A 25,962-nucleotide genomic window follows, 5' to 3' on the forward strand; every position below is an offset into this window, starting at 1 on the left:
ATCTCAATCCTTCAAGAGAACGCCGGCGTTCTCGTCGAACGAGATCCAGACTTCCTGGTCGTAGGTGAAGGGGTCGTCGACGGAGCGCTGCGCATTGAGGGACGATGCTTTGACGATCTTGCCGCTCTGCAATTTCACGTGGAAGACGGTCATATCGCCGAGATAGGCGATATCCCAGAGTTCCCCGCTGGCGGCGTTGACCGAAGCGTTGGCGGGCGCTTGACGCAAGACCCGCATCTTTTCCGGCCGGATGGCGAAGCCGACGGCGCTGCCTGACGGCGGTGCCTCCGGCGCGGCGACGCGCACGCTGAAGCCGCTGTCGACCGATATCTCGACGGTGCCGTTGCCGGATGAGGCGACCTTGCCGTCGAAGATGTTGACGTCGCCGATGAAATCCGCAACGAAACGGGAATTCGGCGCCTCGTAGATCTCGGCCGGTGTGGCCACCTGCACGACCTTGCCGTGGCTCATGACGGCGATGCGGTCTGCCATGGTCATCGCCTCTTCCTGGTCGTGGGTGACGACGACGAAGGTGAGGCCGAGGCTCTGCTGCAGATCCATCAGTTCGAACTGGGTTTCCTCGCGCAGCTTCTTGTCAAGCGCGCCGAGCGGTTCGTCGAGCAGCAGCACCTTCGGGCGCTTGGCGAGCGAGCGGGCCAGCGCCACGCGCTGGCGCTGGCCGCCGGAAAGCTGGTTCGGCTTGCGTGAGGCGAACTGCTCGAGCTTGACGAGCTTCAGCATCTGCGCGACGCGGTCGGTCATCTCATCCTTCGCCATGCCGTCCTGTTTCAGGCCGAAGGCAATATTCTTCTCGACCGTCATGTGCGGGAAAAGCGCATAGGACTGGAACATCATGTTGACCGGTCGCTTATAGGGCGGCGTGCCGGCCATGTCGGTGCCATCCAGCACGATCTCGCCCGCGGTCGGCTGCTCGAAGCCGGCGAGCATGCGCAGCAGCGTGGACTTGCCGCAGCCCGAAGCGCCGAGCAGCGCGAAAAACTCGCGGTGATAGATATTCAGCGACAGATTGTCGACGGCGGTAAAATCGCCGAAGCGCTTGGTGACATTCTTGAAAGCGATGAAGGGTTTTGCAGAGGGATCGGTCCAGGGCGCGAAAGCGCGGCGGATATTGCCGAGAGACTTCATATTATTCCCCGAATACAGGTTTTTTCCGGCCTCCACCCGGGCCGGTAATTGAAAGGCCCGGACGTTTCCGTCCGGGCCTAAGGCTGCATTACTGGCCGGTGACGACCTTCGTCCAGAGGCGCGTCCCCAGGCGCTGCGTTTTCGGATCCCACGGCTTGACCGTGAAGAGGTTCTTCATCACCGCCTCTGTGGGATAGACGGCCGGATCTTCCAGAATGTCCTTGCTGACGAACTGCTGCGAGGCCTTGTTGCCGTTAGCATAGAAGGTGTGGTCGCTCGCCTTGGCGATGACCTCAGGCTTCATCATGTAGTTGAGGAATTCGTGGGCTTCGGCGACGTGGGGCGCATCGGCGGGGATGGCCATCATGTCGAACCACATCTGGGCGCCCTGCGGGGGAACCGAGTAATTGACCTCGACACCATTCTTGGCTTCGGCCGCGCGGTCGCGCGCCTGCAGCATGTCGCCGGAATAGCCGAAGGCGATGCAGATGTCGCCGTTGGCAAGCGCATTGATGTATTCGGAGGAATGGAACTTGCGGACATAGGGGCGCATAGCCGTCAGCAGTTCTTCGGCCTTCTTGAAATCCTCAGCCTTCGTGGAGTTCGGGTCGAGGCCGAGATAACGAAACGCCGTGGTGATGACGTCCTTCGGCGTGTCGAGCACGTAGATGCCGCAATCCTTGAATTTTGCGGCGACCTTCGGATCGAAGATCACTTCGAGGCCGGGCTTGGCATCGGGACCGAGGATTTCGGCGACCTTCTTGACGTTATAGCCGATGCCGTCGGTGCCCCACATGTAATCGACCGCGTGTTCGTTGCCCGGGTCGTATTCGGCGGTCCGCTGCTGGATCAGATCCCACATGTTGGACAGGTTCGGCAGTTTCGACTTGTCGAGCTTCTGGAAGACGCCGGCCTGGATCTGGCGCTGCAGGAAGTCGGCTGTGGGAACGACGACGTCATAACCGGTGCCGCCGGCCAGCAGCTTGGTTTCCACGGTCTCGTTGGAATCGAAGGTGTCGTAGACGACCTTGATGCCGGTTTCCTTGGTGAAGTCGGCAAGGATGCTGTCGTCGATATAATCCGACCAGTTGTAGACGTTGACCACGCGCTCCTGCGCAAAGGCCGGCGCGGCGGCGAGCAGCGCGGCAACGGCGGCGGCCGTCACACTTGCAATGATTGACCTCATGACTTCTCCTGTTTGTTCAAAGAGCCCGCATCCCCGGACATCTTTTCCCTCTGGTTTTGCCAGCAGACTAAGAAGGAATTTCACAGCCCACAAGCGCAAAATCCTGCGCCTTCAATGATTTCACAATCACTGGAAATCGAAGGCGCTGAGCCCGGCCACCATCTCGTCGAGCCCGAGCGGCCGCGTCACCGGCGGCTCGGCCCGGGAAAGGCAGCCGCGCCGCTCGCAGAGGCGACAGGCAGGGCCGATCGCCACCGGCTCGAGCGCTGTCGCCTGGCCATAGATCAGCGCCTCGCCAAGCGCGGCGTCGCAGCCGATCAGCATCGCCGTGCGCCGCAGCCTTTCACCGAATTCGACGCTAGGCCCCTCCAATGTGCGGGCGACCGTCAGGAACGAGGCGCCATCCGGCATGACCACCGTCTCTGCCAGGACCTGGCCCGGCTGCAGGAAGGCGGCGTGGAGATTGAGCTTCGGACAGCCGCCGCCGAAGCGCGCCTGTGGAAAACCCTGGGCGCCTGCCCGGCGCAGCCGATGGCCCGCCGCATCGATCTCGATCAGGAAGAAGGGAATGGCGGCGGCACCTGGGCGCTGCAGCATCGTCAGGCGTGCGGCGGCATGGCCGAAGGAGACGCCGAAGCGGGCGCGCAGAATGTCGATATCGTAGCGCGTCGACTTCGCCGCGGACAGAAAGGCTTCGTAGGGCATGGCCAGCGCCAGGGCGGCGATGCGGGCAAGCTCGAAGCGGGCGATGCGGCGCGCCTCGGCGGAGGAGAGCGAGAGATCGTCGAGTTCGGCGTCGATGGCAGGCAGCAAGGCAAGCGTCGCTGCCTCAACTGATATCTCGTGGGCGCGGTCGGCCGGCGACAGGCGCTCCGAGATGAAAAGCCGCATCGAATGGCGATCGAAACGGCGGCGCAGATCCGGCATGACGTGCACCGGCAGGACCCGTACCGCGATGCCGCGCTCGGCGCGCAGCCAATCCTTCAGGCCGACAGCAAGATCGAGGCCGCCGGGAAGCGTTGCGGCAAAGGCTTCCGCCGCCGTCTCGATCCGCCCGAAATAGGCGGAGCGGCGTTCTAGCGTCTCGCGCACCTCGTCGAGCGGCAACCGGCCGGCGGCGACGGGCGCATGGCCTTCGGCGGCCATCAGCGCCGTCAGATCGGACAGTCTTGCCGCCTGCTCGCGATAGGCGCGGTAGAGCTTGATCATGCCGCTTGCCGCATTGGGCGCGGCTTCGGCCACCTCGACCAATTCCTGGTCGCCGGGCAATTCGCCCGCAAGCAGCGGATCGGCGAAGACCTCCTTGAGCTGGCCGAGACTGCCGCCGGTCTGCCCGCGCAACTCCTCCAGATCAACCCGGTAGACGGCGGCGAGCTTCAAGAGGAGCTGCACCGTCAGCGGCCGCTGGTTGCGCTCGATGAGGTTCAGGTAGGAGGGCGAGATCTCCAGCGCCTCGGCCATGGCGGTCTGGGTCAGCGCCAGCGCATTGCGAATGCGCCGCAATTTCGGGCCTGCGAATATCTTGCGTTCCGCCATTGTCACACCCTTTGACAGGCCCGCGGCGTCAACATTTACAAAATTTTACAAATTCACAGCGCCGCTCTGTCAATCCTCGTCATCTTAACCTCTTTCCCACCTGGAAATCAAAGGTTTTCCTGGTCATGCCGGGAGATATTGTCAATCTTGTCATCAACACCCGCAATATCGTTTTTTCGTGAGGAGATCAGCATGACCGATTTTTACAAACTTGTTCCCAATGCGCCGGCAGGCCGCTTCGACGGCATCGACAGGCCCTATTCGGCCGATGACGTGCGGCGGCTCAGGGGCTCGGTGGCGCTGACCCATACGCTGGCCGAAATGGGGGCGGACCGGTTGTGGCGGCTGCTGCGCCAGGAGGATTTCGTCAATGCGCTCGGTGCGCTTTCCGGCAACCAGGCGATGCAGATGGTGCGCGCCGGGCTGAAGGCGATCTATCTCTCCGGCTGGCAGGTGGCGGCCGACGCCAATACGGCATCGGCAATGTATCCCGATCAGTCGCTCTACCCCGCCAATGCCGGGCCGGAGCTTGCCAAGCGCATCAACCGCACGCTGCAGCGCGCCGATCAGATCGAGACCTCGGAGGGCCAGGGGCTTTCCGTCGACACCTGGTTCGCGCCGATCGTCGCCGATGCCGAAGCCGGCTTCGGCGGGCCGCTCAACGCCTTCGAGATCATGAAGGCCTATATCGAGGCGGGGGCGGCCGGCGTCCACTTCGAGGACCAGCTTGCCTCGGAGAAGAAATGCGGCCATCTCGGCGGCAAGGTATTGATCCCGACCGCCGCCCATATCCGCAATCTCAACGCCGCCCGGCTTGCCGCCGACGTCATGGGGGTCGCGACGCTGGTGATTGCCCGCACCGATGCGGAAGCAGCAAAGCTGCTGACCTCCGATATCGACGAACGCGACCAGCCCTTCGTCGATTATGATGCCGGGCGCACCGTCGAAGGCTTCTATCAGGTCAGAAACGGCATCGAACCCTGCATCGCCCGGGCCGTCGCCTATGCGCCCTATTGCGACCTCATCTGGTGCGAGACCTCGAAGCCGGACCTCGATCAGGCGCGGCGTTTTGCCGAGGGCGTGCACAAGGTCCATCCCGGCAAGCTGCTCGCCTATAATTGCTCGCCGTCCTTCAATTGGAAGAAGAACCTCGACGAGGCGACGATTGCAAAGTTCCAGCGCGAACTCGGCGCGATGGGCTACAAGTTCCAGTTCATCACGCTCGCCGGCTTCCACCAGCTGAATTACGGCATGTACGAACTGGCGCGCGGCTACCGGCAGCGGCAGATGTCGGCCTATTCAGAGCTGCAGCAGGCGGAATTCGACGCCGAGGTCAACGGCTATACCGCCACCAAGCATCAGCGCGAGGTCGGCACCGGCTATTTCGACGCCGTGTCGCTCGCCATCACCGGCGGCCGGTCATCGACCACGGCAATGCACGATTCAACCGAACATGCGCAGTTCAAACCGGCTGCGGAATAGAGCGAAGAAGAGGAGAAAGTCATGGCATCCATTTCACGCGTCAGGGAACGGGCCGAGGAACAATCGACCAGCATGAGCGAGGATCAGCAGACGACGATCCGCATGCTCGCCAATGACCTGCATCGGCTGAACCAATCGGTCATGAAGGCCGTCGAGGCCGGCGTCTCGGTCGAGCTGGTGCGCTCGGCCCGCCATCACGGCGGCGACGGCAACTGGGGCGACCTGCTGATCCCCGTCGTCGTCACCAACCGGCATTGAAGAGAACGCCCGCGCATCTTAAGAAATGCGCGGGCGCTTCATCGTAATTTCAGCCGCGGCTCGGCCGTTTTCCGGCAAAGAGATCGGCATAACTTCTGATCAGCTTGGTCATGCGGTCGGCGACGGTGCGGATCTCCGGGCGATGGCGGTCCTCGGCGTTCATCACGATCCATTGCGCATGGCGCAATTCCGGCAGCTCGCCGCCAAGGCGCTGCAAATCGGGATGGAGATCGCCGACAAAACAGGGAAGCACCGCCTTGCCCGCGCCGGCGCGCACCAGATCGGGCAGCGACCGCGGCCGGTTGACGCTGGCGACGATCGCGGCTGCGGCATTGGCGTGCGGCCAGCGCAGATAGGCGGAGATCGCCTCCTCCTCGGCAACGGCAATCCAGCGCTCATCGGTCTCGGCGGCGTTGCGTCTGATATAGACGGCATAGGCGACCTCGCCGAGCCGGCGGGCGGCAAGATTGGCCTCTTCCGGCTCGAAGGCGCGAATGCCGATATCGCTCTCGCGATAGGCAAGGCTTGCGCGCGCCTCGCCGATCGTCAGCGAAATGGCGAAACCATCGCCCGGCATGCGGATGGCGGCGAAATTCTCCGTCAGCAGCCAGGCGACCCAGGTGCCGGCGGCAATCCTGACGGTCGTGCCGCCCTCGCCCGATTGCCGCCATGCCTCCACCTTGCGGGCGGCGGCCTCCATCTCCTGAAGGTGATCGAGCAGTGCCTGGCCGTCCTGGGTCAGGCGATAGCCGGTCTGGCTGCGTGAAAACAGGGCGCGACCGACCTCCTGTTCGAGATCGAGCATGCGCCGGCCAACCGTCGCGGGGCTGAGCCCGCTTGCGGTGCTTGCCCCCGTCAGGCCACCGAGACGGGCGACCTGCAGGAACAACCGGTAGGAATCCCAATTCGCGTTTTTCATCAATGAAAAACATAGCGGGGTTTTCCCTGTTTATGAAGAGATATTCGATGCCTAAATCAGGAGATGTCTTCTACAGAAAGGACATCGCCATGATCGATCTGATCACCATCGCAGCGACCCAGGGATATCGACACACTTGCAGGCTGGGCAGAGGCAAGACCGACGAGGATCGGTTCTATGCCGAGTTCGGCGACAGCGGTCTCGTCAATTTCGCCGCCTGGCTGACCTCGCTCGATCTCAGTCTCAGACGACGCCGCAAAGCTGCAGCGCAATCCAGCGGCGGCTGCGCGCCTCAAGCGACCTTCCTGGCCCCAAGATGAGCGGCGGCGGGCTCGGCAATGATCCGGAACCGCTCGATCAGCGCCATCAGCGTATCGGCCTCGCCGGCAAGCAGGCGGCTTGCCTGCGTGGTCTCGGCCACCATCGAGGCGTTTTTCTGGGTCATCTGGTCCATGGCGTTTACCGAACCGTTGACCTCCTGAAGTGCTGCCGACTGATCGCGGCTTGCGGTGGCGATGGTCTCGACATGGCCGCTGATCGCGATGATCTCATGGCTGATCGCTGCGAGGACGCTGCCGGTCTTCTGAACCAATTCGGAGCCCACCGTCACCTCGCGGCTGGATGTCTCGATCAGCGATTTGATCTCGCGCGCTGCATCGGCCGAACGCTGGGCGAGTTCGCGGACTTCCTGGGCGACGACGGCAAAACCCTTGCCCGCCTCGCCGGCGCGCGCCGCCTCGATGCCGGCGTTGAGTGCCAGCAGATTGGTCTGGAAGGCGATGTCGTCGATCACCTCGATGATCTGCTCGATGCGCTGCGAGGCCTCTTCGATGCGCTCCATCGCGGCGATGGCATCGCCGACGACGGCGCCGGAATTGTCGGCGGTCTTCTTGGTCGCGGCGACGACGCTGTTGGCTTCGCGGGCGCGCTCGGCGGAAGAGCGAACCGTGACGGTGATCTCCTCCACCGCCGCGGCGGTCTCTTCGAGGCTTGCCGCCTGCGCCTCCGTGCGTTTCGAAAGCTCACTTGCTGAAACCGAGACGGCGCCGCTGTTGCGCTGGATGGTCGAGGCGCTGTCACGGATACCGGAGAGCGTATCCTGGAGCCGCAGCAGCGAAGCGTTGAAATCGACGCGCAGCTGCTCCAGCCGGCCGACGAAGGGCGTGCCGATCGTTTCCGAGACATCGCCCCGCGACAGGCGTCCGAGGCCGGCGGCAAGCTGGTTGACGGCAAAGTCGATCTGGCTGTCGAGCGAGCGCTTGTCGGCATCGTTCCTGGCGCGTTCGGCATCGCTCAAGGCGCGCTGTTCGGCGGCCTGGGTTTCCAGATCGCGCCTGGCACGGGCGCTGTCGCGGAACAGCGCCAAGGCCCGGCCGATATCGCCGAACTCATTCTTCTTCGCGACGCAGGGGATCGCGCCGTCGAGATCGCCCGAGGAAATCGCGTGAACGCTCGCGGTCAGCGCCTGCAACGGCTTCACCGACAGGCGGATTGCATAGAAGGCGAGAACGCCGACGATGAGCATGACGATGGCGCCGACGCCGAGGACCAGCATCTGCAGCTCATACATGCGCTGGTAATAGACCTCCATCGGAATGCCTATGAAGAGAATGCCGACATTGGCATTCGATGCATTCTTGACCGGAAAATAACCGGTCATGAACTTGCGGCCGAAAAGCTCGGCCTGGCCATAATAGGCTTCGCCCCTGGCGAGAACCGGCTGGGCGGGGTGCTCGGCGACCAGCTTGGTGCCGACGGCGCGGTCGCCGTTTTCCTTCTTCACGTTGGTGGAGATGCGGACGTAGTCGCCGCCCTGCTTCTGGAAGATGGTCGCGACACCGGCGATCGACTGCGCCGTGCGGTCGACCAGCGAATGATCGGCAAGGGCGGGGATGGCGTCTTCCGTTACGGTCGCGAGTTGGTTGCCCTTAAGCTCGACCCTGGCGCCTTGATCGGCTGCACCGTAAAGGACAGCCATGGCGCGGGTGGCATCCCTGGCATCGGAGACTGCCCCGTCCATGACATAGCGGCTCAGATTGTAGTAGGTCGCGCCGACGATGGCGGCCGTGCTGACGGCCAGCAGACAAAGTGTGATCGCAACGATCTGGCGGACGATTGACGTAGAAAAAAGGCGCAGCATCAAAAACCCCCGGCAGAAAACAAGGGTTAAATTAGACGAAAAGCGTTAAGGAAAATTTTCCGTATATCAGGGCCGCAGGCAGCGCGATTTGAACGCAAAACGGCCCCGGAATAAAACCGGGGCCGTTCGATTGAGGGCAAATCGGGCGGCGATCAGGCGGCGCGGTAGACCGGGCTGGCTGCCGCCTCGCCGTCGATCTTGAACTGCTGGATCAGTCTGCGCAGGGAATCGGCCTCGTCGGCCAGTTCGCGGCTGGCGGCAGTCGTTTCCTCGACCATGGCGGCGTTCTGCTGCGTCATCTGGTCCATCTGATTGACCGTCGCGTTGACGCTCTGCAGCGCGTTGGACTGGTCGTGGCTGGCGCGGGCGATCATCTCGACATGCTGGCTGATCGTGACGATCTGGGCGCTGATCTTGGCAAGCACCGTGCCGGTCTCCTGCACAAATTGCGAGCCGGAGCTGACCTCGTGGGTCGACTTGTTGATCAGGCCCTTGATTTCCTGCGCCGCGGCTGCGGAGCGCTGAGCGAGTTCGCGGACTTCCATCGCCACCACCGCAAAGCCCTTGCCGGCTTCACCGGCGCGCGCCGCCTCGATGCCGGCGTTCAGCGCCAGCAGGTTGGTCTGGAAGGCGATCTCGTCGATGACGCCGATGATCTGCTCAATCTGGCGCGAGGCATCCTCGATGCGACCCATCGCATCGATCGCATTGCTGACGACGACGGCAGAATCGTCGGCGCTGCGCTTGGCCTGGCGGACGATCTGGTCGGCATCCTTGGCGCGTTCTGCCGAAGAGCGGACGGTGACGGTGATCTCATCGACGGCGGCCGCGGTCTCTTCGAGCGAGGCAGCCTGCTGTTCGGTGCGCTTGGACAGATCCTCTGCCGACTGGGCCATCTGGTTGCCGTTGCCCTGAATCAGTTCGACATTGTCGCGGATCTGGCTCATCGTCGCCTGCAGGCGCACCATCGACCCGTTGAAATCCTGGCGCAGCTGTTCGAGGCGGCCAATGAAGGGCGTTTCGATAGTTGTCGAGATATCGCCCTGCGACATGCGTTCGAGGCCGGCGGCGAGCGCATTGACGGCGAATTCGATCTGGCGATCCATCTCGCGCTTTTCGGCGTCGTTGCGCTGGCGCTCGTGTTCGGCGGCGGCGCGCTCCTCGTCGCTCTGCTCCTCGATGCGGATCTTCGAGATGGCATTTTCCTTGAAGATGCCGAGCGCGCGGGCCATGTCGCCGATTTCATCGTGGCGCTGCTCGCCGGAGATATTGGTCTCCAGCGCGCCTTCGGCGATACGGCGCATAGCCGCGGTGATCTGGCTGATCGGGCGCTGCAGCGTCAGCACCAGGGCAATGCCGCCGAGGATCGACAGGAGAATGCCGAGACCGGTGGTCATGACGGAGATGCTGTTTGCCTGGGTGCGCTCGGTGCCAGCCGTCTGCTTCTGCAGCTCGGCGAAATCGGTCAGCTTCGTCCAGATCTGGTCAAGCTCCTGGCGGGCTGCGGCATAGGCCGTGACGCGCTCGGCGATCGTGTCGACGATCTTCGAGCCGCCGCCGGAGATGGCGTCGAGCGCGGGCTGGATCGCGCCCGATATGCCTTCGGCAAAGCCCATGCCCTTGGCGCTGGTGATCAGCACCTGCATGTCCTTGCCAAGCGTGCCGGCCTGCTGCTGCAGGCGCACGAGGTTGTCCTTGCTGGAATTGGCGAGGAAATCGGAAAGCACGATCTGCAGTGCATAGACGGAATTTTCCAGACGCCTGGTATCCTGAAGGACGGAGTTGGTCTGGCCGATGCGGCCCTCGAGGTCGGCGAAACGCTGTGTCGCCTCGCGCATCTTCTGGGTTGCGGTCAGCTGCGTATAGGTCGAGGTCTGGCGGAAGCGCGACACGAGCCGGCCGAGTTCGGCAATGTTCTCATCGGTCGGAGCGGGCATCGCCGCGATCGCCTTGATGCTGTCGATGGTCGCGGCCAGTGCGTCGATGACGTTCTTCTGGTTGGTCGGAACCGAAATGGCGATCAGGCGCTGGGATTTGATGATCGCAGGCATCTGTTCGTTGATGTAGGCGATCTTTTCCTGCGGCGTCTGCGGCTTGCTGTAGCCGCTGGCAACGGTGCCGAGGAAGTCGCCGCCCTTCAACAGGCGGTCGGCCGTGCGAAGCGTGATGGTGGCGGCGCCCTCGTCCTGCTGAAGCGCGGTCTGCAATTCCTCGGCCTGATAGGAGACCGTGAAGCGAGTGCTGATCAGGCTCTTTTGCGCTGCGTCGATCTGCTCATGCAGTGCCTGCTCCTGCTCATGCAGGCCCCAGAGCTTGTCGACGACGCCGGATATATCCTTGGTGCGGCGCGATGCTTCCGCCAGGCTATCGCGGCCGGCAGCCTCTTCACCGACCTGGTTCAACGTCGCATCGAGTACGCCCTGCTGGGTCTTCAGATCCGCAAGCAGCTTGTCGCGCGCCTGCTGGCTGGTGATGCGCAGGAAATCGTCCATCGAACCGTAGAGATCCTTGAACCCGCTCAACGACTGCAAGACGCTGTTGGATATTTCCATACGCCCCTGCAGCAGTCCCGAAGCGTAAAGGCCCGTCAGGCCGACCGCCGAAATGGTGACGACGAAAGGCAGAACGAAGATCAGGACCTTCGTCTTGATCCTGAAGCGGGAAAGAATCTTGTCAATCAACATGGCGTTCCGGGCCTTTCATACACCACTCCTCCCGCAGGCGGCCATCTGGCGCCAGCCGGGTACACATCGAGCTGTTCGTAATTTACATTGGGGAACCCGGAAGCCAGGCGGCAGTCATTGCCAGTTCATGTCCAAACAACTTTGGAGATGCCCAAATAATCGCGGGCAATTGTGTCAGATTAGATATTAATTTTCGGATAAGCGGTTGCGGCGAATGAAGCCAAGGCAGTGAAATAGTTGCAATTTTGTAGGCCGTGGTGCAGCGGGGCGGCGCAATTGCACCGCGACCTTCGTTGCGGGCCTGAAGACAGGATCAGAGGACGTGCGAAAGAAGCAGCGCGAGGCTGGCGGCGGTAGCGCCGGCTGCGAGCATCAGATAACGCAGGGCGACCATGCGGGCGTTCGGCTTCGCCTCGGCAATTGCGATGGCGCGGGCGCGTCGTGTGTTTCCGGTCATGCTCGAAACCTCACTTCTGTCTGACACAACAATCCAACAAAACGGCTTGCTGGTAAAGCTTATTTAGGAAGAGCTTTGCAGATCGCCAATTGAGACAGGATGGCGCACCTCTCTTAAGAAGTCTTGAATCGGTATTACCTAAAGAGCCTCGCATCGAATTTGATTCAAGCGATGCGCTACAGACCTTGTTTTATGCATGTCGTTGTCCCGGAACCGCTGCACACTTCCGGGCGACATGCATTGGATTTACGCATATTCGCCGGCGGCAAATCCGGAGGCCCAGGCCCATTGGAAATTATAGCCGCCGAGCCAGCCGGTGACGTCGACGCATTCGCCGATGAAATAAAGCCCGGGCACGGCCTTGGCCTCCATGCTGCGGGAATCGAGCGCTGCCGTATCGATACCGCCGAGCGTCACTTCAGCGGTGCGGTAGCCTTCCGAGCCGGACGGCTTGACCGTAAAGTTCTGCGCCGCCGCGGCAAGGCGCAGCAGGGCCTTGTCGGGCAGGTCGGCCATGTTGCCGGCGATCTTTTCGCGCTCGACGAGAAATTGGGCCAGCCGCTTCGGCAGGATGTCGCCGAGTGCCGTCTGCGGCGACTGGCGGCCATTCAGCTGCTTTGCCGTCTTCAGATGTGCTCCGATGTCGATATCCGGTTCGATCGAAACGACGATCTCGTCGCCTTCGCGCCAATAGGAGGAGATCTGCAGGATGGCGGGGCCGCTGACGCCGCGATGGGTGAACAGCAGCGCTTCGCGAAAGGCGGTCTTGCCATGACGGATTTCGGCCGGGGCGGAAATGCCGGCAAGCGGCGCGATGGCCTCGAGCAGGCCGGGATCGAGCGTCAGCGGCACGAGGCCGGGGCGGGTTTCGAGCACGGGAAGACCGAACTGCTCGGCCAGGCGATAGGCAAAGCCGGTGGCGCCCATCTTCGGGATCGACTTGCCGCCGGTGGCGACGATCAGCGCAGAGGCTTCAAAAGCATCTTCACCGGTCGAGACGCGAAAACCCGCCTCCACCTTTTCGACACCTGTTATCTCGGTGCCGAGATGCAGTTGCGCGCCGGCGCTGCGCATCTCCGTCAGCAGCATGCGGATGACGTCTTTGGCGCTATCGTCGCAGAAAAGCTGGCCGAGCGTCTTTTCATGCCAGGCGATGCCGTGCCGGTCGACCATGGCGATGAAATCGGCCGGCGTGAAACGGGCAAGCGCCGACTTGCAGAAATGCGGATTGGCGGAAAGGAAGTTCTTCGGCCCGGCATGGATATTGGTAAAATTGCAGCGGCCGCCGCCCGAGATGCGGATCTTCTCGCCGGGCGCCCTTGCATGGTCGAGGACCACGACGGAGCGGCCGCGATTCCCCGCCCGGATGGCCGCCATCATGCCCGCCGCCCCGGCGCCGATGACGATGACGTCGCTTTTGCGCTGCAAACCCGTTTCCCCGATCAAGACAGCGCCTTCTTTTTCCATCAAAGGGCGAAAGTCAACGTTCTCAACCTCTCGCCAATTGGCAAAGTCCGGTTATGATGGCGCCACGATCAACCAAACCGGTGTGTCATGTCCCCAAAAAAGACGACGCTGAAGCCTGCCAGAAACGTGCCCGCCTCGAAGAAAACTCCCCCGGACCCCGGGTCTCTGCGCGGCGTTGCGAACTGGAAGGAAGCAGCGCGGTGGCTGAGGGACAGGGGCATCGAAGACATCGAATGCATCACGCCGGACCTTGCCGGCGTTCCGCGCGGCAAGATGATGCCGAGCTCGAAATTCACCTCGAACACCTCGCTGGCGTTGCCGTCGGCGATCTACCGGCACACGATTTCGGGCGAGTATCCGGAGGAGACCGAAAGCTTCCGCTACGAGCCGCGCGACAGCGATCTGAAGCTGATGCCCGATCTTTCCACGCTTTCGGTCGTGCCCTGGGAGACCGACCCGACGGCACAGGTGATCTGCGACATCGTCGATTCCGACGGCGGCGAAGTGCCCTATACGCCGCGCAACGTGCTGAAACGCATCCTGAGCCTCTATCACGACCGCGGCTGGAAGCCGATCGTGGCGCCGGAGATCGAATTCTACCTGGTCGCCAAGAATGACGACCCCGACTATCCGCTGCACCCGCCCAAGGGCCGGTCCGGCCGCTCGATCCTCGGCGGCCAAGGCTATTCGATTGCCGGGATCAACGAATTCGACGAACTGATCGACGACATCTACCATTTCTCGGAGAAACAGGGCCTCGAGATAGATACGCTGATCCACGAAGAGGGACCGGCGCAGCTCGAGATCAACCTGCGCCACGGCAATCCGATCGAACTTGCCGACCAGGTGTTCCTGTTCAAACGCACGATCCGCGAGGCGGCGCTGAAGCACGACATCTATGCGACCTTCATGGCCAAGCCGATGCAGGCCCAGCCGGGTTCGGCGATGCATATCCATCAGTCGGTGGTCAATATCGAGACGGGCAAGAACGTCTTCTCTAATGCGGACGGATCGGCCTCGAAGGAATTCTTCCATTTCATCGGCGGCATGCAGAAATTCGTGCCGAGCGCGATGGCGATGCTGGCGCCCTATGTGAATTCCTACCGGCGCCTGCAGCCTGATATGTCCTGCCCGGTCAACAATGCCTGGGGTTACGACAACCGGACGACGGCCTTCCGCGTTCCGGTATCCGATCCGCAGGCCAGGCGCGTCGAAAACCGGCTGCCGAGCTCGGACGCCAATCCTTATCTGGCGCTTGCAGCCTCGCTTGCCGCCGGCCTGCTCGGCATCATGAAGCAGATCGAGCCGACGGCGCCGACCGAGGATTCGGCCAATGAAGGCTCGATCGACCTGCCGCGGGGCCTGTTGGAAGCCGTGGCGCTGCTCGAGGACGAGCCGGCTTTCGAGGAGATTTTCGGCAAACAGTTCATCGGTCTCTACGCCGGCGTCAAGCGCGGCGAGTTCGAGACCTTCATGCAGGTGATCAGCCCCTGGGAGCGGGAATTCCTTCTGCTCAACGTGTGAGGCAGCGCCATGGCATCGCAGGAGACGTGGCAGAGCCCGATCTCGCCGGGCCTATCCTGGTATCAGGCAACCGTCGGGGAGCGGCCGAGCTATGCCGCTCTCGACGGCTCGAGAACATGTGATGTCGCCATCATCGGCGGCGGCTATACCGGCCTGCAGGCCGCCTACAATCTGGCCAAATCGGGCGTCTCCGTGGTGCTGATCGAGGCCTGCCGCTTCGGCGACGGGGCGTCCGGGCGCAATGGCGGCCAGCTCGGCACCGGCCAGCGATGGTGGCCGGAAGAGCTCGAGGAGAAGATCGGCTACGAGCGCTCGAAGGCGCTGTTCGATCTTGCCGAGGCGGCCAAGCGCCATCTCCTCGATTTCGCCAGGGAGCACCAGATCGAGATCGATTATGTGCCCGGCCAGCTCAACGTCGCGCACAAGGCGAGCTATGAACGCGACTTTCGTGAGAACGCCGAAATCGCCGCGCAGCGCTACGGCTATCCGCATATCAGCTTCATGGACGAGACGGAAACGCAGGAGCGGCTCGGCTCCAAGCGTTTTTATTGCGGCGTGCGCGATGTCGGCACCGGCCATATCCATCCGCTGAAGCTATTGATCGGCCTGGCGCGCGTCGCAGCCAACGCCGGTGCTGCGATCTTCGAGATGACAAAAGCAAAGACGATCCACCAGGGCGGCGGCAAGGTGACGATCGAAACGGACAGGGGAACGATCACCGCCAGCCGCGCCCTGATCGCCTGCAACGGCCATATCGGCAATCTGGAGCCGGTGACGGCAAGCCATGTCATGCCGATCCGCTCCTTCATCGGCGCCACCGCTCCGCTCGACCGGCATCCCGATGTGCTGCCGGGGGGCGAGGCTGTGGCCGATTCGCGCTTCGTCGTGCGTTACTTCCGCCGATTCGAAGGCCGGCTGCTGTTTGGCGGGCGCGAGGCCTATACGGCAGACAATCCGCGGGACATTTCGCAGCATATCCGCCGGCAGATCGCCGAGATCTATCCTGAGCTGAAAGACATCGAGATCACCCATGCCTGGGGCGGCAGTGTCGGCATCACCATGCCGCGCCAGCTGTTCGTGCGCGAGGTGATGCCCGGCGTCACCTCGATCGGCGGTTATTCCGGCCATGGCGTCATGCTGTCAAACTACTGTGGCAAGCTCTACGCGGAAACAGTGCTTGGAAAATCCGGCGATCTCGACCTCTTCGCGTCGCTCGATATTCCCGCCTTTCCCGGCGGGCCCAGAATGCGGGCGCCGCTCCTTTTCCTCGCCTTGTCGTGGTTTGCGCTTCGCGACAAGTTTTAGTCTGATTGCGGATTTCCTCTTCCGGAAATTCGCACTAAAACCGGTGCCTAACAGATTCATTGCACTGCACACTGGCTTTTTTAAATCGATTAGATTAAAAGGGCCGCCAACCAGCCTGATTGAGAGACAAGCTCATGAGCAGCCAGATTATTCCCGTTGAGCCTTTTGATTACGTCGTCTTCGGCGGCAGCGGCGACCTTGCCGAACGCAAGCTTCTGCCGGCGCTCTACCATCGCCAGATCGAGGGCCAGTTCTCCGAACCGACCCGGGTGATCGGCGCTTCGCGCAGCCCGCTTTCCCATGAGGAATACCGCAAATTCGCCAAGGATGCGTTGAACGAGCACCTGAAGAAGGGCGAATATGACGAAGCCGAGGTGGAGAAGTTCTGCGCCCGCCTCTACTACGTCTCGGTCGACGCCCGCACGGACACTGGCTGGGACCAGCTGAAGAAGCTGCTCGACGAAGGCAAGGAGCGCGTGCGCGCCTTCTACCTCGCGGTCGCGCCCGGCATCTTCGGCGACATTTCACAGAAGATCCACGACCACAAGCTGATCACCAAGTCGACCCGCATCGTCGTCGAGAAGCCGATCGGCCGCGACCTCGCCTCGGCACTGCAGCTCAACGACACGATCGGCCGCGCCTTCAAGGAAGAACAGATCTTCCGCATCGATCACTATCTCGGCAAGGAGACGGTGCAGAACCTGATGGCGCTGCGCTTCGCCAACGCGCTCTATGAGCCGCTGTGGAACGCCAACTATATCGATCACGTGCAGATCACCGTGGCTGAAGCGGTCGGCCTCGAAGGCCGCGCCGGCTATTACGATACGGCCGGCGCGCTCCGCGACATGGTGCAGAACCACATTCTGCAGCTGCTCTGCCTGACGGCGATGGAAGTGCCCTCTTCGATGGATTCGGAAGCCGTCCGCGACGAGAAGCTGAAGGTGCTGCGCGCGCTGAAGCCGCTCAATGCCTCCAATGTCGAGCAGGCGACGGTCCGCGGCCAGTATCGCGCCGGCGCCTCGGGCAGCGGCCCGGTCAAGGGCTATCTCGAGGAGCTCGAAGGCGGCGTCTCCAACACCGAGACCTTCGTCGCCATCAAGGCGGAGATCAACAACTGGCGCTGGGCCGGCGTTCCCTTTTATATCCGCACCGGCAAGCGCCTGACCGGACGCATGTCCGAGATCGTCATCACCTTCAAGCCGATCCCGCATGCGATCTTCGACCAGGCAGCCGGGCGTATCGTCGCCAACCAGCTGATCATCCGGCTGCAGCCGGATGAGGGCGTCAAGCAGTCGCTGATGATTAAGGATCCGGGGCCTGGCGGCATGCGCCTGCGCAACGTCTCGCTCGACATGAGCTTCGCCCAGGCCTTCAACGTCCGCAACCCCGACGCCTACGAGCGCCTGCTGATGGACGTGATCCGCTCTAACCAGACCCTGTTCATGCGCCGCGACGAAGTCGAAGCCGCATGGAAATGGGTGGATCCGATCCTGAAAGGTTGGGAAACCACCGGCCAGCAGGTGCAGGGCTATACCGCCGGCACCTGGGGCCCGAGCCAGGCCATTGCGCTGATCGAGCGCGACGGCCGCACCTGGCATGACGATATCTAAGGGGAAACCGATGGCATCGACCCTGCATTCCTTCGCCAGCCCCGCAGATCTCGCCGGCAGCCTCGCCGACAAGGTTGCCGATACGCTTTCGGCGGCGATCTCAGCCCGCGGAACGGCGTCCATCGCCGTTTCCGGCGGCTCGACCCCGAAGGCCTTCTTCCAGGTGCTGTCGACGCGCGACATCGCCTGGGACAAGGTGACGATCACGCTTGTCGACGAACGTTTCGTGCCGGCCGACAATGCGCGCTCGAACCATATGCTGGTCGATGCCAATCTCTTGCAGAACAAGGCGAAGTCGGCGCGTTTCGTGCCACTTTACCAGCCGGCCGCCGCCGTCGAGGAAGCCGCGCGGCTTGCAACGGAAAAGAGCGCCGAAATCGGCATTCCCTTCGATGTCGTCATCCTCGGCATGGGCGGCGACGGCCACACCGCCTCGTTCTTTCCCGGCGGCAGCAATCTTGCCACGGCGCTCGACGCATCGACGCCGCGCGGCGTCATCACCATGGAAGCGGAGGGGGCCGGCGAGCCGCGGCTGACCTTTACCTTCTCCAGTCTTCAGGATGCCGCACTCCTGGTTCTCCATATTGAGGGCGAAGGCAAAAAAGACGTTCTCGCCAAGGCAGAAGGCAGCGGTGAGGAGGCAGACATGCCGATCCGCGCCATTCTGCGCCGGGCCACTTCCCCGGTCGAGATCTACTGGGCTCCCTGATACGGCCTCACAGCCGCCGGAGCCGGCGAACACATTGAGACGAACCAGAACAAGGCAGGGATCTTCCATGTCCTCTCACGCACGCATTTCTGCGATCACCGATCGCATTGTCGAACGCTCGAAACCAACCCGCGAGCGGTATCTGGAGCGCCTGCGCGCCGCCGCTTCCAAGGGCGTCCAGCGCTCGGTGCTCGGCTGCGCCAACCTGGCTCACGGCTTTGCGGTCTGTTCCCCCGCCGATAAGGATGCGCTCGCCGGCGACCACATCCCCAATCTCGGCATCATCACCGCCTATAACGACATGCTCTCGGCCCACCAGCCGTTCGAGACCTATCCGGCGATCATCCGCGAGGCGGCCGCAGAGGCAGGCGGCGTGGCGCAGGTGGCGGGCGGCGTGCCGGCGATGTGCGACGGCGTCACTCAGGGGCAGCCGGGCATGGAGCTTTCGCTCTTCTCGCGCGATCTGATCGCCATGTCGGCGGGCGTCGGCCTGTCGCACAACATGTTCGATGCCGCCCTCTTCCTCGGCGTCTGCGACAAGATCGTGCCGGGCCTCGTCATCGCAGCCTTGTCCTTCGGGCACCTGCCGTCGATCTTCGTTCCGGCCGGTCCGATGACGACAGGCCTGCCGAACGACGAAAAGTCGCGCGTACGCCAGCTCTTCGCCGAGGGCAAAGTCGGTCGCGCCGAGCTGCTGGAGGCTGAATCGAAGTCGTACCACGGCCCCGGCACTTGCACCTTCTACGGCACCGCCAATTCTAACCAGATGCTGATGGAGATCATGGGATTCCACCTGCCGGGCTCCTCCTTCATCAATCCCGGCACGCCGCTGCGCGAAGCGCTGACGCGCGAAGCCGCCAAGCGGGCGTTGGCTATCACCGCGCTCGGCAATGAATTCACCCCGGCCGGCGAGATGATCGACGAGCGCTCGGTCGTCAACGGCGTCGTCGGCCTGCATGCGACCGGCGGCTCGACCAATCATACGCTGCACCTCGTCGCCATGGCGCGCGCGGCCGGCATTCAGCTCACCTGGCAGGACATCGCCGAGCTTTCGGAAGTGGTGCCGCTGCTTGCCCGCGTCTATCCAAACGGGCTTGCCGACGTGAACCATTTCCAGGCGGCCGGCGGCATGGGCTTCCTGATCAAGCAACTGCTGAAGCACGGCCTGGTGCATGACGACGTGCGCACCGTCTTCGGCCAGGGTCTCGAAGCCTATACGGTCGATGCCCGGCTCGGCGAAAACGGCACCGTCCTGCGTGAGCCGTCGCCGGAGAAGAGCCATGATCCGAAGGTTCTCTCCAGCATCGAAACGCCGTTCCAGGCCAATGGCGGGCTGAAGATGCTGCGTGGCAATCTCGGCAAGGCGGTCATCAAGATTTCAGCCGTCAAGCCGGAGCGCCACATCATCGAGGCGCCGGCAATCATCTTCCACAGCCAGCAGGAGCTGCAGGACGCCTTCAAGGAAGGCAAGCTCAACCGCGATTTCATCGCCGTCGTGCGCTTCCAGGGACCGAAGGCGAACGGCATGCCGGAGTTGCACAAGCTGACGCCGCCGCTCGGCGTGCTGCAGGACCGCGGTTTCCGCGTGGCGCTGTTGACCGACGGGCGCATGTCGGGGGCCTCGGGCAAGGTGCCGGCGGCGATCCATGTGACGCCTGAGGCGGTTGACGGCGGCCCGATCGCCCGCATCCGCGACGGCGACATCATCCGCCTGGACGCGATCAAGGGCACGCTCGAGCTGCTCGTTGATGCGGCCGATCTGGCCGAGCGCGAGCCGGTGACCGTCGATCTCTCCGACAATGAATTCGGCATGGGCCGCGAACTCTTCGCGCCGTTCCGCCGCGCCGTCGGCGCTTCGGATCAGGGTGCAAGCGTGCTCTTCCACCACTGAGCGTGGTCGCTGGAGACAAACAAAACCCGCGGGCGCGCGAAGCACCCGCGGGTTTTGCTATCCAGTCTTTATCCGTCAGGCGCGGATATCGAGCACGTAGTCGCGATGCGCCGGATGGGTGCTGTAGACGAAGATCTTGTTCAGCTCCTTTTGCGTCAGCAGACGCAGGAAGCGGACTTCGATCGTATTGTTGGCGTTGACCTTCATCAGTATGCAACCGACCTTGGTGATGCGGGCATCCGGAATATCCAGATAGAACTGCTTCGGCAGGTTGAACTGGGTGAGGATCGCGAGTGTGGCGCTGCTCATCGAGATCCGGACGATATCGCAGCGGCGCGAAGCCGCGTGCATGACACCCTTTTCCGTATATTCGATGCGCGCGGCATTCATCGTGTCCTCCATCTTGAACCGCTGCTCGCGGTCATACATGAAGGATTCTTCCTTACTCAGGAAATGAGATTTTGGCTGTGACGGATTGGAAGCGGCCACGTGCTTATCCCCCTCATAAATTGACCGGGAAAAGGTAGCAGCCGATCTTTAACAGAAAGTAAGAATCCGGTCCGTCAAGTATAATTCTCGGGATTATTACCCCAAAAATGGCTCTCTCATCTCCGGTAGCTATGGCCGGTCGCATCAAACAGATGCAACTTCTGCCTGTCGGCGGCAAAACGCATCCTCTGGCCCTTCTTCACATCGTAGATGCCGGGCAGCTTGACGACGATCGGCTCGCCCGGAACCAGGCCTTCGATATAAAGCAGCGTGACTTCGCCGAGCGCTTCGACGATCGACACCTCGCCCTCGAAAAGATAGTCGGCGCCGTCGGCGATCCTCAGATCCTCCGGACGAACGCCGAAGCTTGCCTGCTTGCCGGCTTCGGAAGCGCCGGTCGCTAAATCGAGGGTCACCGACATGCCGCCGGTCAGCGTCACTGTCGTCTGGTTTCCGGTCGCAGCGACCGTCGCCGGGATGATGTTCATCGCCGGCGAGCCGATGAATTTCGCGACGAAGAGGTTGGCCGGGCGCTCGTAGAGTTCCAGCGGCGCGCCGACCTGCTCGATATTGCCGGCGGAGAGAACGACGATGCGGTCGGCAAGCGTCATCGCCTCGACCTGGTCGTGGGTGACGTAGATCATCGTCGTATCGGCCATCTGTTCGTTCAGGCGGGCGATCTCGATGCGGGTGGCGACGCGCAGCGCGGCGTCGAGGTTGGAGAGCGGCTCGTCGAACAGGAAGACCTTCGGATCCCGGCAGATGGCGCGGCCGATCGCCACGCGCTGACGCTGGCCACCGGAAAGCGCCTTCGGCAGGCGGTCGAGATATTTGGTCAGCTGCAGGCTCTCGGCCGCCGCCTTGACGCGGCGGTCGATCTCCTGCTTGCTTTCGCCGGCGATCTTCATGCCGAAAGCCATGTTGTCGAAGACGGTCATGTGGGGATAAAGCGCATAGGACTGGAAGACCATGGCGATGCCGCGCTTGGAGGGCGGCACGTCATTGACGAGATGGCCGTCGATATACATCTCGCCGCCGGTGATCGCCTCGAGACCGGCGATCATGCGCAGTAGCGTGGACTTGCCGCAGCCGGACGGGCCGACGAAGACGATGAATTCGCCTTGCTTGATATCGAGGTCGATGCCGTGGAGAACGTCCACGGAACCGTAGGATTTGCGGATATCCTTCAGCGTCAGTCCAGTCATGTCTCTCTCCCCTGCTGATCCTTAAGCGAGACGGGCGAAATACGCCCCCCAGGCCGGAATATCGATCTTGTCGCCATAGTTGTTGCTGATAAAGCCATGCCCCGTCAACGCCTGCCATTCTCCCGCAGGCAAAGTGACCCCGGTTTCGGCCGGGCTCATGTTGAAGATGCAGAGCAGCTTCTCATTGCCGTATTCGCGGGTGAAGACCAGCGCGTCGCCCTGCGGCTCCTCGAATTCGATCTCGCCCTTGGCAAAGGCCGGGTGCAGCTTGCGGAAAGCGATGAAGCGGCGATAGTGCTCCAGCACCGAAGCCTCGTCGCCCAGCTGGACGCTGACGGCGCGCAGGATATGCTCGACCGGCACTGGCAGCCAGGGTTTCACCGTCGAAAAGCCGCCCTGGGCGACCTGGCTGTCCCAGACCATCGGCGTGCGGCAGCCGTCGCGGCCCTTGAACTCCGGCCAGAACTGGATGCCGTAGGGATCCTGCAGATCCTGGTAGGCGAGATCAGCTTCAGTTAGCGCCAGTTCCTCACCCTGATAGAGGCAGACGGAACCGCGCAGCGTCATCAGCAGCGAGGCATAGAGCTTGGCGAAGGCGTCGTGATCGGCGACCAGCCCGCCCCAGCGGCTGACATGGCGCATGACGTCGTGATTGGAGAAAGCCCAGCAGGCCCAGCCATCGGGTGCTGCGGCTTCGAAATCCTCCATCACCTCCTCGACGCGCTCGGCGGTGAGCGGATCGGGGGCGAGGAATTCGAAGGCATAACACATATGCATCTTGTCATTGCCGGAGGTGTATTCGCCGACGATTTCGAGGCCGCGCTGGCTGTCGCCGACTTCGCCGACGGCGGCAATCGCCGGAAATTCTTCCAGAACGGCGCGGAAGCGCTTCAGGAAGGCAAGGTTTTCCGGCCGGTTCTTGTCGTAGACATGCTCCTGGAAATTATAGGGATTGACCGCCGGCGCCGTCGAGGCGTTGCGGCGCTCAGGCGCAAGTGCCGGATTGTCGCGCAACAGCGGGTCGTGGAAATAGAAATTGATGGTGTCGAGGCGGAAGCCGTCGACGCCGCGATTGAGCCAGAAGCGCACGACGTCGAGCAGACGGTCCTGCACCTCAGGATTATGCAGGTTCATATCCGGCTGCGAGGTCAGGAAGTTGTGCAGGTAATATTGCATGCGCGTCGGATCCCACGCCCATGCCGAGCCGCCGAAGATCGACAGCCAGTTGTTCGGCGGCGTGCCATCCGGCTTGGCATCGGCCCAGACATACCAATCGGCCTTGGCATTGGTCTTGCTGGAACGGCTCTGCACGAACCAGGGATGCTGATCCGAGCTGTGGGAGATGACCAGATCGATCATCACCCGGATGCCGAGGCGATGGGCCTCAGCGATCATCGTGTCGAAATCCACCAGCGTGCCGAAGATCGAATCGACATTCTCGTAGTCGGAAACGTCGTAACCGAAATCGCGCATCGGCGAGGTGAAGAAGGGCGAAATCCAGATCGCATCGACGCCGAGGCTTGCCACATGCGGCAGGCGGGCGGTGATGCCCTTCAGGTCGCCGATGCCGTCGCCGTTCGAATCCTGGTAGGAGCGCGGGTAGATCTGATAGATCACCGCGCCGCGCCACCAGTCTTTATCGGGGGTCGAGATCGATTGGGGAGCCACGGTCATGGAATATCCTGTCTGAAGTCACGTTTGGAAATTGTCAGCCTCCCTTGACCGAACCCGCCAGCAGGCCACGCACCAGATAACGCTGCAGCCCGAAGAAGACGAGCAGCGGCACGATGATGGTGACGAAGGCCGAGGCCGTCAAAATCTCCCAATTGCCGCCGCGCGAGCCGAGCAGCGCGTTCAGGCTGCCTGTGAGAACGAGGTGGTCCTTGTCGGTGCCGAGGAAGACCATGGCGACGAGCAGGTCGTTCCACACCCACAGGAACTGGAAGATGGCGAAGGAGGCGAGTGCCGGGAAGGACAAAGGCAATACGATGCGGGTGAAGATCTCGAAGTCGCTGGCGCCGTCGACGCGGGCGGATTCGATGATCTCCTTCGGCAGGCCGGCGATATAAGCCCGCAGGAGATAGATGGCGAGCGGCATGCCGAAGGCGGTGTGGGCGAGCCAAATGCCGGGATAGGTCTTGGACGGCTGGCCGAGCAGGTTGCCGATTTCGTTATAGAGGCGCAGCAGCGGGATCAGCGACATCTGCAGCGGCACGACAATGAGGCCGACGACGAGCGCAATCAGCAGCGCGCGGCCAGGAAATTCCATCCAGCTCAGCGCATAGGCGGCAAAGGCGGCGATCAGGATCGGGATAATCGTTGCCGGGATCGTCACGGTCAGCGAGTTGATGAAGGACTGGCCGATGCCTTCGCCCCGCAGAACCGTGTTGTAGTTCTGCAGCGTGAACTCTGGCGGCGCGGAAACCGACGCATAGATACGCCGCGGCCTTTCGTCGGGCGAAAAGGCGGCGTTCTTCATGTAGCGATAGCTGCCGTCGCTGTTGATCAGCAGGCTTTCGCCGTCGCCGAGATCGGCGGTCTCGCCTGCCTTGAAGGCGGCTGGCTGCTGGACGCGGTTGCCGAAGGCCTTCACCGAACGGCCGGTCTGTCCCTCAAGCACGTTGCCTGTGATGACATAGGTTGCGCCTTCCTGCTGCTGTTGGTCCGGCGTGCCCAGGCGGACGGCGACGGTCTGCGTCGAGCCGACAAAGGCTGTCCACCAGCCGGAGACGACGATCTGGTCCTTGTCGCGGAGCGCGCTGACGAAGATGCCGAGCGTCGGGATCAGCCAGACGATGACAATCAACAGAACAGCGGCGTGAACGAAGAGACGGGCGGGGCCGATCTTGAAGTAGCTTCCGACAGCGGTCATATCAGTGGCCCTTCAGTTCGCGGTTGGCGCGGCGGACGTTCCAGACCATGATCGGCGTGACGGCGAGCATGATGATGATGGCGATGACAGCACTTCGGCCGGAATCGCCGCCGCCGCGGAACAGCCAGTTGAACATCAGGTTCGCCAGCACCATCGACTGCCACTGGCCGTTCGTCATGGTCAGCACGATATCGAAGACCTTAAGGACGAGGATGGTGATCGTCGTCCAGACGACCGCGATCGAGCCCCAGACTTGCGGCACCATGATGCGCCAGAAGATCTGCCAGCCGTTGGCGCCGTCGATGACGGCGGCCTCGATGGTCTCCTCGGGAATGCCGCGCAGGGCGGCCGACAGGATGACCATGGCAAAACCGGTTTGGATCCAGATCAGGATGACCATCAGGAAGAAATTGTTCCAGAAGGGAACGGAGATCCACACCTCGGGCGTGCCGCCAAACGTCTGGACGATGGCGTTCAGCAGGCCGATCTGGACGTCGTTGCCGCCGCGATACTCATAGATGAATTTCCAGATGACCGATGCGCCGACGAAGGAAATCGCCATCGGCATGAAGACGATGCTTTTGGCGATATTGCCCCACCAGATGCGGTCGGTCATCACGGCGATCACGAGGCCGAAAAAGGTGCAGGCGGCCGGCACGACGGCGAGCCAGAGGATGTTGTTGAAGATCGACTGGCGGAATTCGCGGTCGCCGAGTGCCCATTGATAGTTGGCGACGCCGACGAACTGCTGGCCGGCGCGGTCGTAGAAGGAGAGGATGAAGGTCGCAACGACCGGATAGACGAGATAGACGACGAGCAGGAAGAGCGCCGGACCGACGAACAACCACGGCCGCACGAGGGCACGGCGGTTGAGATTGCGCGAGGCGGCGCGGATGTCGCCATCCTTGACCGGCAAAGCGAGATCCAGGATCTTGTTCGAAAAATAGAAATAGGCCGAGCACGCGAAAACGGCGACGACCACGACGCCCAAAGCGGACACTATCTGCGACAGCATTTCGTCCCTCCCCTGCTTCCCCTGATCTTATTGCGACCGGTTGTTATTCTGACGGGTCAGCGCCGGT

Annotated in this window: 21 protein-coding genes; 8 read left to right on the plus strand and 13 right to left on the minus strand. The window is 62.5% G+C overall.

The annotated features are described in order from the left end of the window. Nucleotides 1-3 precede the first annotated feature (3 nt). From OS035_RS02945 to OS035_RS02955, 3 genes are all read right to left on the minus strand, one after another. Nucleotides 4-1,146: an ABC transporter ATP-binding protein gene (locus OS035_RS02945; protein WP_183852607.1), complete on the minus strand. Its 1,143-nt coding sequence runs from the start codon at nt 1,144-1,146 to the stop codon at nt 4-6. Nucleotides 1,147-1,234: 88 nt separating this feature from the next. Beyond that, the gene (locus OS035_RS02950; protein WP_183777221.1) at nt 1,235-2,332 is read right to left on the minus strand and encodes a polyamine ABC transporter substrate-binding protein; all 1,098 of its coding nucleotides are present in this window, start codon (nt 2,330-2,332) and stop codon (nt 1,235-1,237) included. A gap of 126 nt (nt 2,333-2,458) precedes the next feature. Further along, the gene (locus OS035_RS02955; RefSeq protein WP_097623911.1) at nt 2,459-3,868 is read right to left on the minus strand and encodes a helix-turn-helix domain-containing protein; all 1,410 of its coding nucleotides are present in this window, start codon (nt 3,866-3,868) and stop codon (nt 2,459-2,461) included. 192 nt (nt 3,869-4,060) lie between these two features. Between OS035_RS02955 and aceA the strand changes: the two genes are divergently transcribed. Both aceA and OS035_RS02965 read left to right on the plus strand, forming a co-directional pair. Further along, nucleotides 4,061-5,350 (plus strand): isocitrate lyase, encoded by a 1,290-nt coding sequence (gene aceA, locus OS035_RS02960; RefSeq protein WP_183777220.1) that lies wholly within the window; start codon nt 4,061-4,063, stop codon nt 5,348-5,350. A gap of 21 nt (nt 5,351-5,371) precedes the next feature. Next, nucleotides 5,372-5,608 carry an SMc00767 family acetate metabolism repressor gene (locus tag OS035_RS02965; protein WP_003584324.1) on the plus strand — a complete coding sequence of 79 codons (237 nt, stop codon included), beginning with the start codon at nt 5,372-5,374 and terminating at the stop codon, nt 5,606-5,608. Nucleotides 5,609-5,657: 49 nt separating this feature from the next. On the opposite strand, the gene OS035_RS02970 is transcribed toward OS035_RS02965, so the two are convergent. After that, nucleotides 5,658-6,527: a LysR family transcriptional regulator gene (locus OS035_RS02970; protein WP_331813352.1), complete on the minus strand. Its 870-nt coding sequence runs from the start codon at nt 6,525-6,527 to the stop codon at nt 5,658-5,660. An 89-nt stretch (nt 6,528-6,616) separates the two neighbouring features. Here OS035_RS02970 and OS035_RS02975 point away from each other — a divergent pair, with 89 nt between their 5' ends. Continuing rightward, nucleotides 6,617-6,847 (plus strand): hypothetical protein, encoded by a 231-nt coding sequence (locus OS035_RS02975; RefSeq protein WP_331813372.1) that lies wholly within the window; start codon nt 6,617-6,619, stop codon nt 6,845-6,847. Here the strand turns inward: OS035_RS02975 and OS035_RS02980 are convergent. The 4 genes from OS035_RS02980 to OS035_RS02995 form a co-directional block, all read right to left on the minus strand. Next, a complete protein-coding gene (locus OS035_RS02980; RefSeq protein ID WP_331813353.1) occupies nt 6,820-8,667 on the minus strand; it encodes a methyl-accepting chemotaxis protein in 1,848 nt (615 codons plus the stop codon). The two genes, OS035_RS02975 and OS035_RS02980, sit on opposite strands and share 28 nt — an antisense overlap. 152 nt (nt 8,668-8,819) lie before the next feature. Further along, complete coding sequence (locus tag OS035_RS02985; RefSeq protein WP_097623908.1) at nt 8,820-11,351, minus strand: methyl-accepting chemotaxis protein; 2,532 nt, start codon at nt 11,349-11,351, stop codon at nt 8,820-8,822. Nucleotides 11,352-11,664: 313 nt separating this feature from the next. After that, nucleotides 11,665-11,808: a hypothetical protein gene (locus OS035_RS02990; RefSeq protein ID WP_183777218.1), complete on the minus strand. Its 144-nt coding sequence runs from the start codon at nt 11,806-11,808 to the stop codon at nt 11,665-11,667. Between the two features lie 246 nt (nt 11,809-12,054). Continuing rightward, nucleotides 12,055-13,275 carry an NAD(P)/FAD-dependent oxidoreductase gene (locus OS035_RS02995; protein ID WP_131711074.1) on the minus strand — a complete coding sequence of 407 codons (1,221 nt, stop codon included), beginning with the start codon at nt 13,273-13,275 and terminating at the stop codon, nt 12,055-12,057. A gap of 87 nt (nt 13,276-13,362) precedes the next feature. Between OS035_RS02995 and OS035_RS03000 the strand changes: the two genes are divergently transcribed. The 5 genes from OS035_RS03000 (at nt 13,363) to edd (ending at nt 20,314) form a co-directional block, all read left to right on the plus strand. Next, a complete protein-coding gene (locus OS035_RS03000; protein WP_097623906.1) occupies nt 13,363-14,799 on the plus strand; it encodes a glutamine synthetase family protein in 1,437 nt (478 codons plus the stop codon). A 9-nt stretch (nt 14,800-14,808) separates the two neighbouring features. After that, nucleotides 14,809-16,104: an NAD(P)/FAD-dependent oxidoreductase gene (locus OS035_RS03005; RefSeq protein ID WP_331813354.1), complete on the plus strand. Its 1,296-nt coding sequence runs from the start codon at nt 14,809-14,811 to the stop codon at nt 16,102-16,104. A gap of 134 nt (nt 16,105-16,238) precedes the next feature. Then, entirely contained in the window at nt 16,239-17,714 is a 1,476-nt protein-coding gene (zwf, locus tag OS035_RS03010; protein ID WP_003570253.1) for a glucose-6-phosphate dehydrogenase, read from the plus strand. A 10-nt stretch (nt 17,715-17,724) separates the two neighbouring features. Next, nucleotides 17,725-18,423, plus strand: a complete 699-nt coding sequence (gene pgl / locus OS035_RS03015; protein WP_097623904.1) for a 6-phosphogluconolactonase — start codon at nt 17,725-17,727, stop codon at nt 18,421-18,423. A gap of 67 nt (nt 18,424-18,490) precedes the next feature. Beyond that, nucleotides 18,491-20,314, plus strand: a complete 1,824-nt coding sequence (gene edd / locus OS035_RS03020) for a phosphogluconate dehydratase (protein WP_097623903.1) — start codon at nt 18,491-18,493, stop codon at nt 20,312-20,314. A 75-nt stretch (nt 20,315-20,389) separates the two neighbouring features. Here the strand turns inward: edd and OS035_RS03025 are convergent, their stop codons facing one another. From OS035_RS03025 to OS035_RS03045, 5 genes are all read right to left on the minus strand, one after another. Beyond that, entirely contained in the window at nt 20,390-20,743 is a 354-nt protein-coding gene (locus OS035_RS03025; protein ID WP_003588490.1) for a hypothetical protein, read from the minus strand. A 176-nt stretch (nt 20,744-20,919) separates the two neighbouring features. Beyond that, nucleotides 20,920-22,008, minus strand: coding sequence for an ABC transporter ATP-binding protein (locus OS035_RS03030; protein WP_331813355.1), 1,089 nt, complete (start codon nt 22,006-22,008; stop codon nt 20,920-20,922). 21 nt (nt 22,009-22,029) lie between these two features. After that, nucleotides 22,030-23,682: a beta-galactosidase BglA gene (gene bglA / locus OS035_RS03035; RefSeq protein ID WP_331813356.1), complete on the minus strand. Its 1,653-nt coding sequence runs from the start codon at nt 23,680-23,682 to the stop codon at nt 22,030-22,032. A gap of 34 nt (nt 23,683-23,716) precedes the next feature. Continuing rightward, nucleotides 23,717-24,880 carry a carbohydrate ABC transporter permease gene (locus tag OS035_RS03040; protein WP_097623900.1) on the minus strand — a complete coding sequence of 388 codons (1,164 nt, stop codon included), beginning with the start codon at nt 24,878-24,880 and terminating at the stop codon, nt 23,717-23,719. 1 nt (nt 24,881) lies between these two features. After that, nucleotides 24,882-25,895, minus strand: a complete 1,014-nt coding sequence (locus OS035_RS03045; protein ID WP_097623899.1) for a carbohydrate ABC transporter permease — start codon at nt 25,893-25,895, stop codon at nt 24,882-24,884. Between the last annotated feature and the right edge of the window lie 67 nt (nt 25,896-25,962).

Source organism: Rhizobium sp. 268 (assembly GCF_036571585.1).
GTDB classification, from domain to species: Bacteria; Pseudomonadota; Alphaproteobacteria; order Rhizobiales; family Rhizobiaceae; genus Rhizobium; species Rhizobium redzepovicii.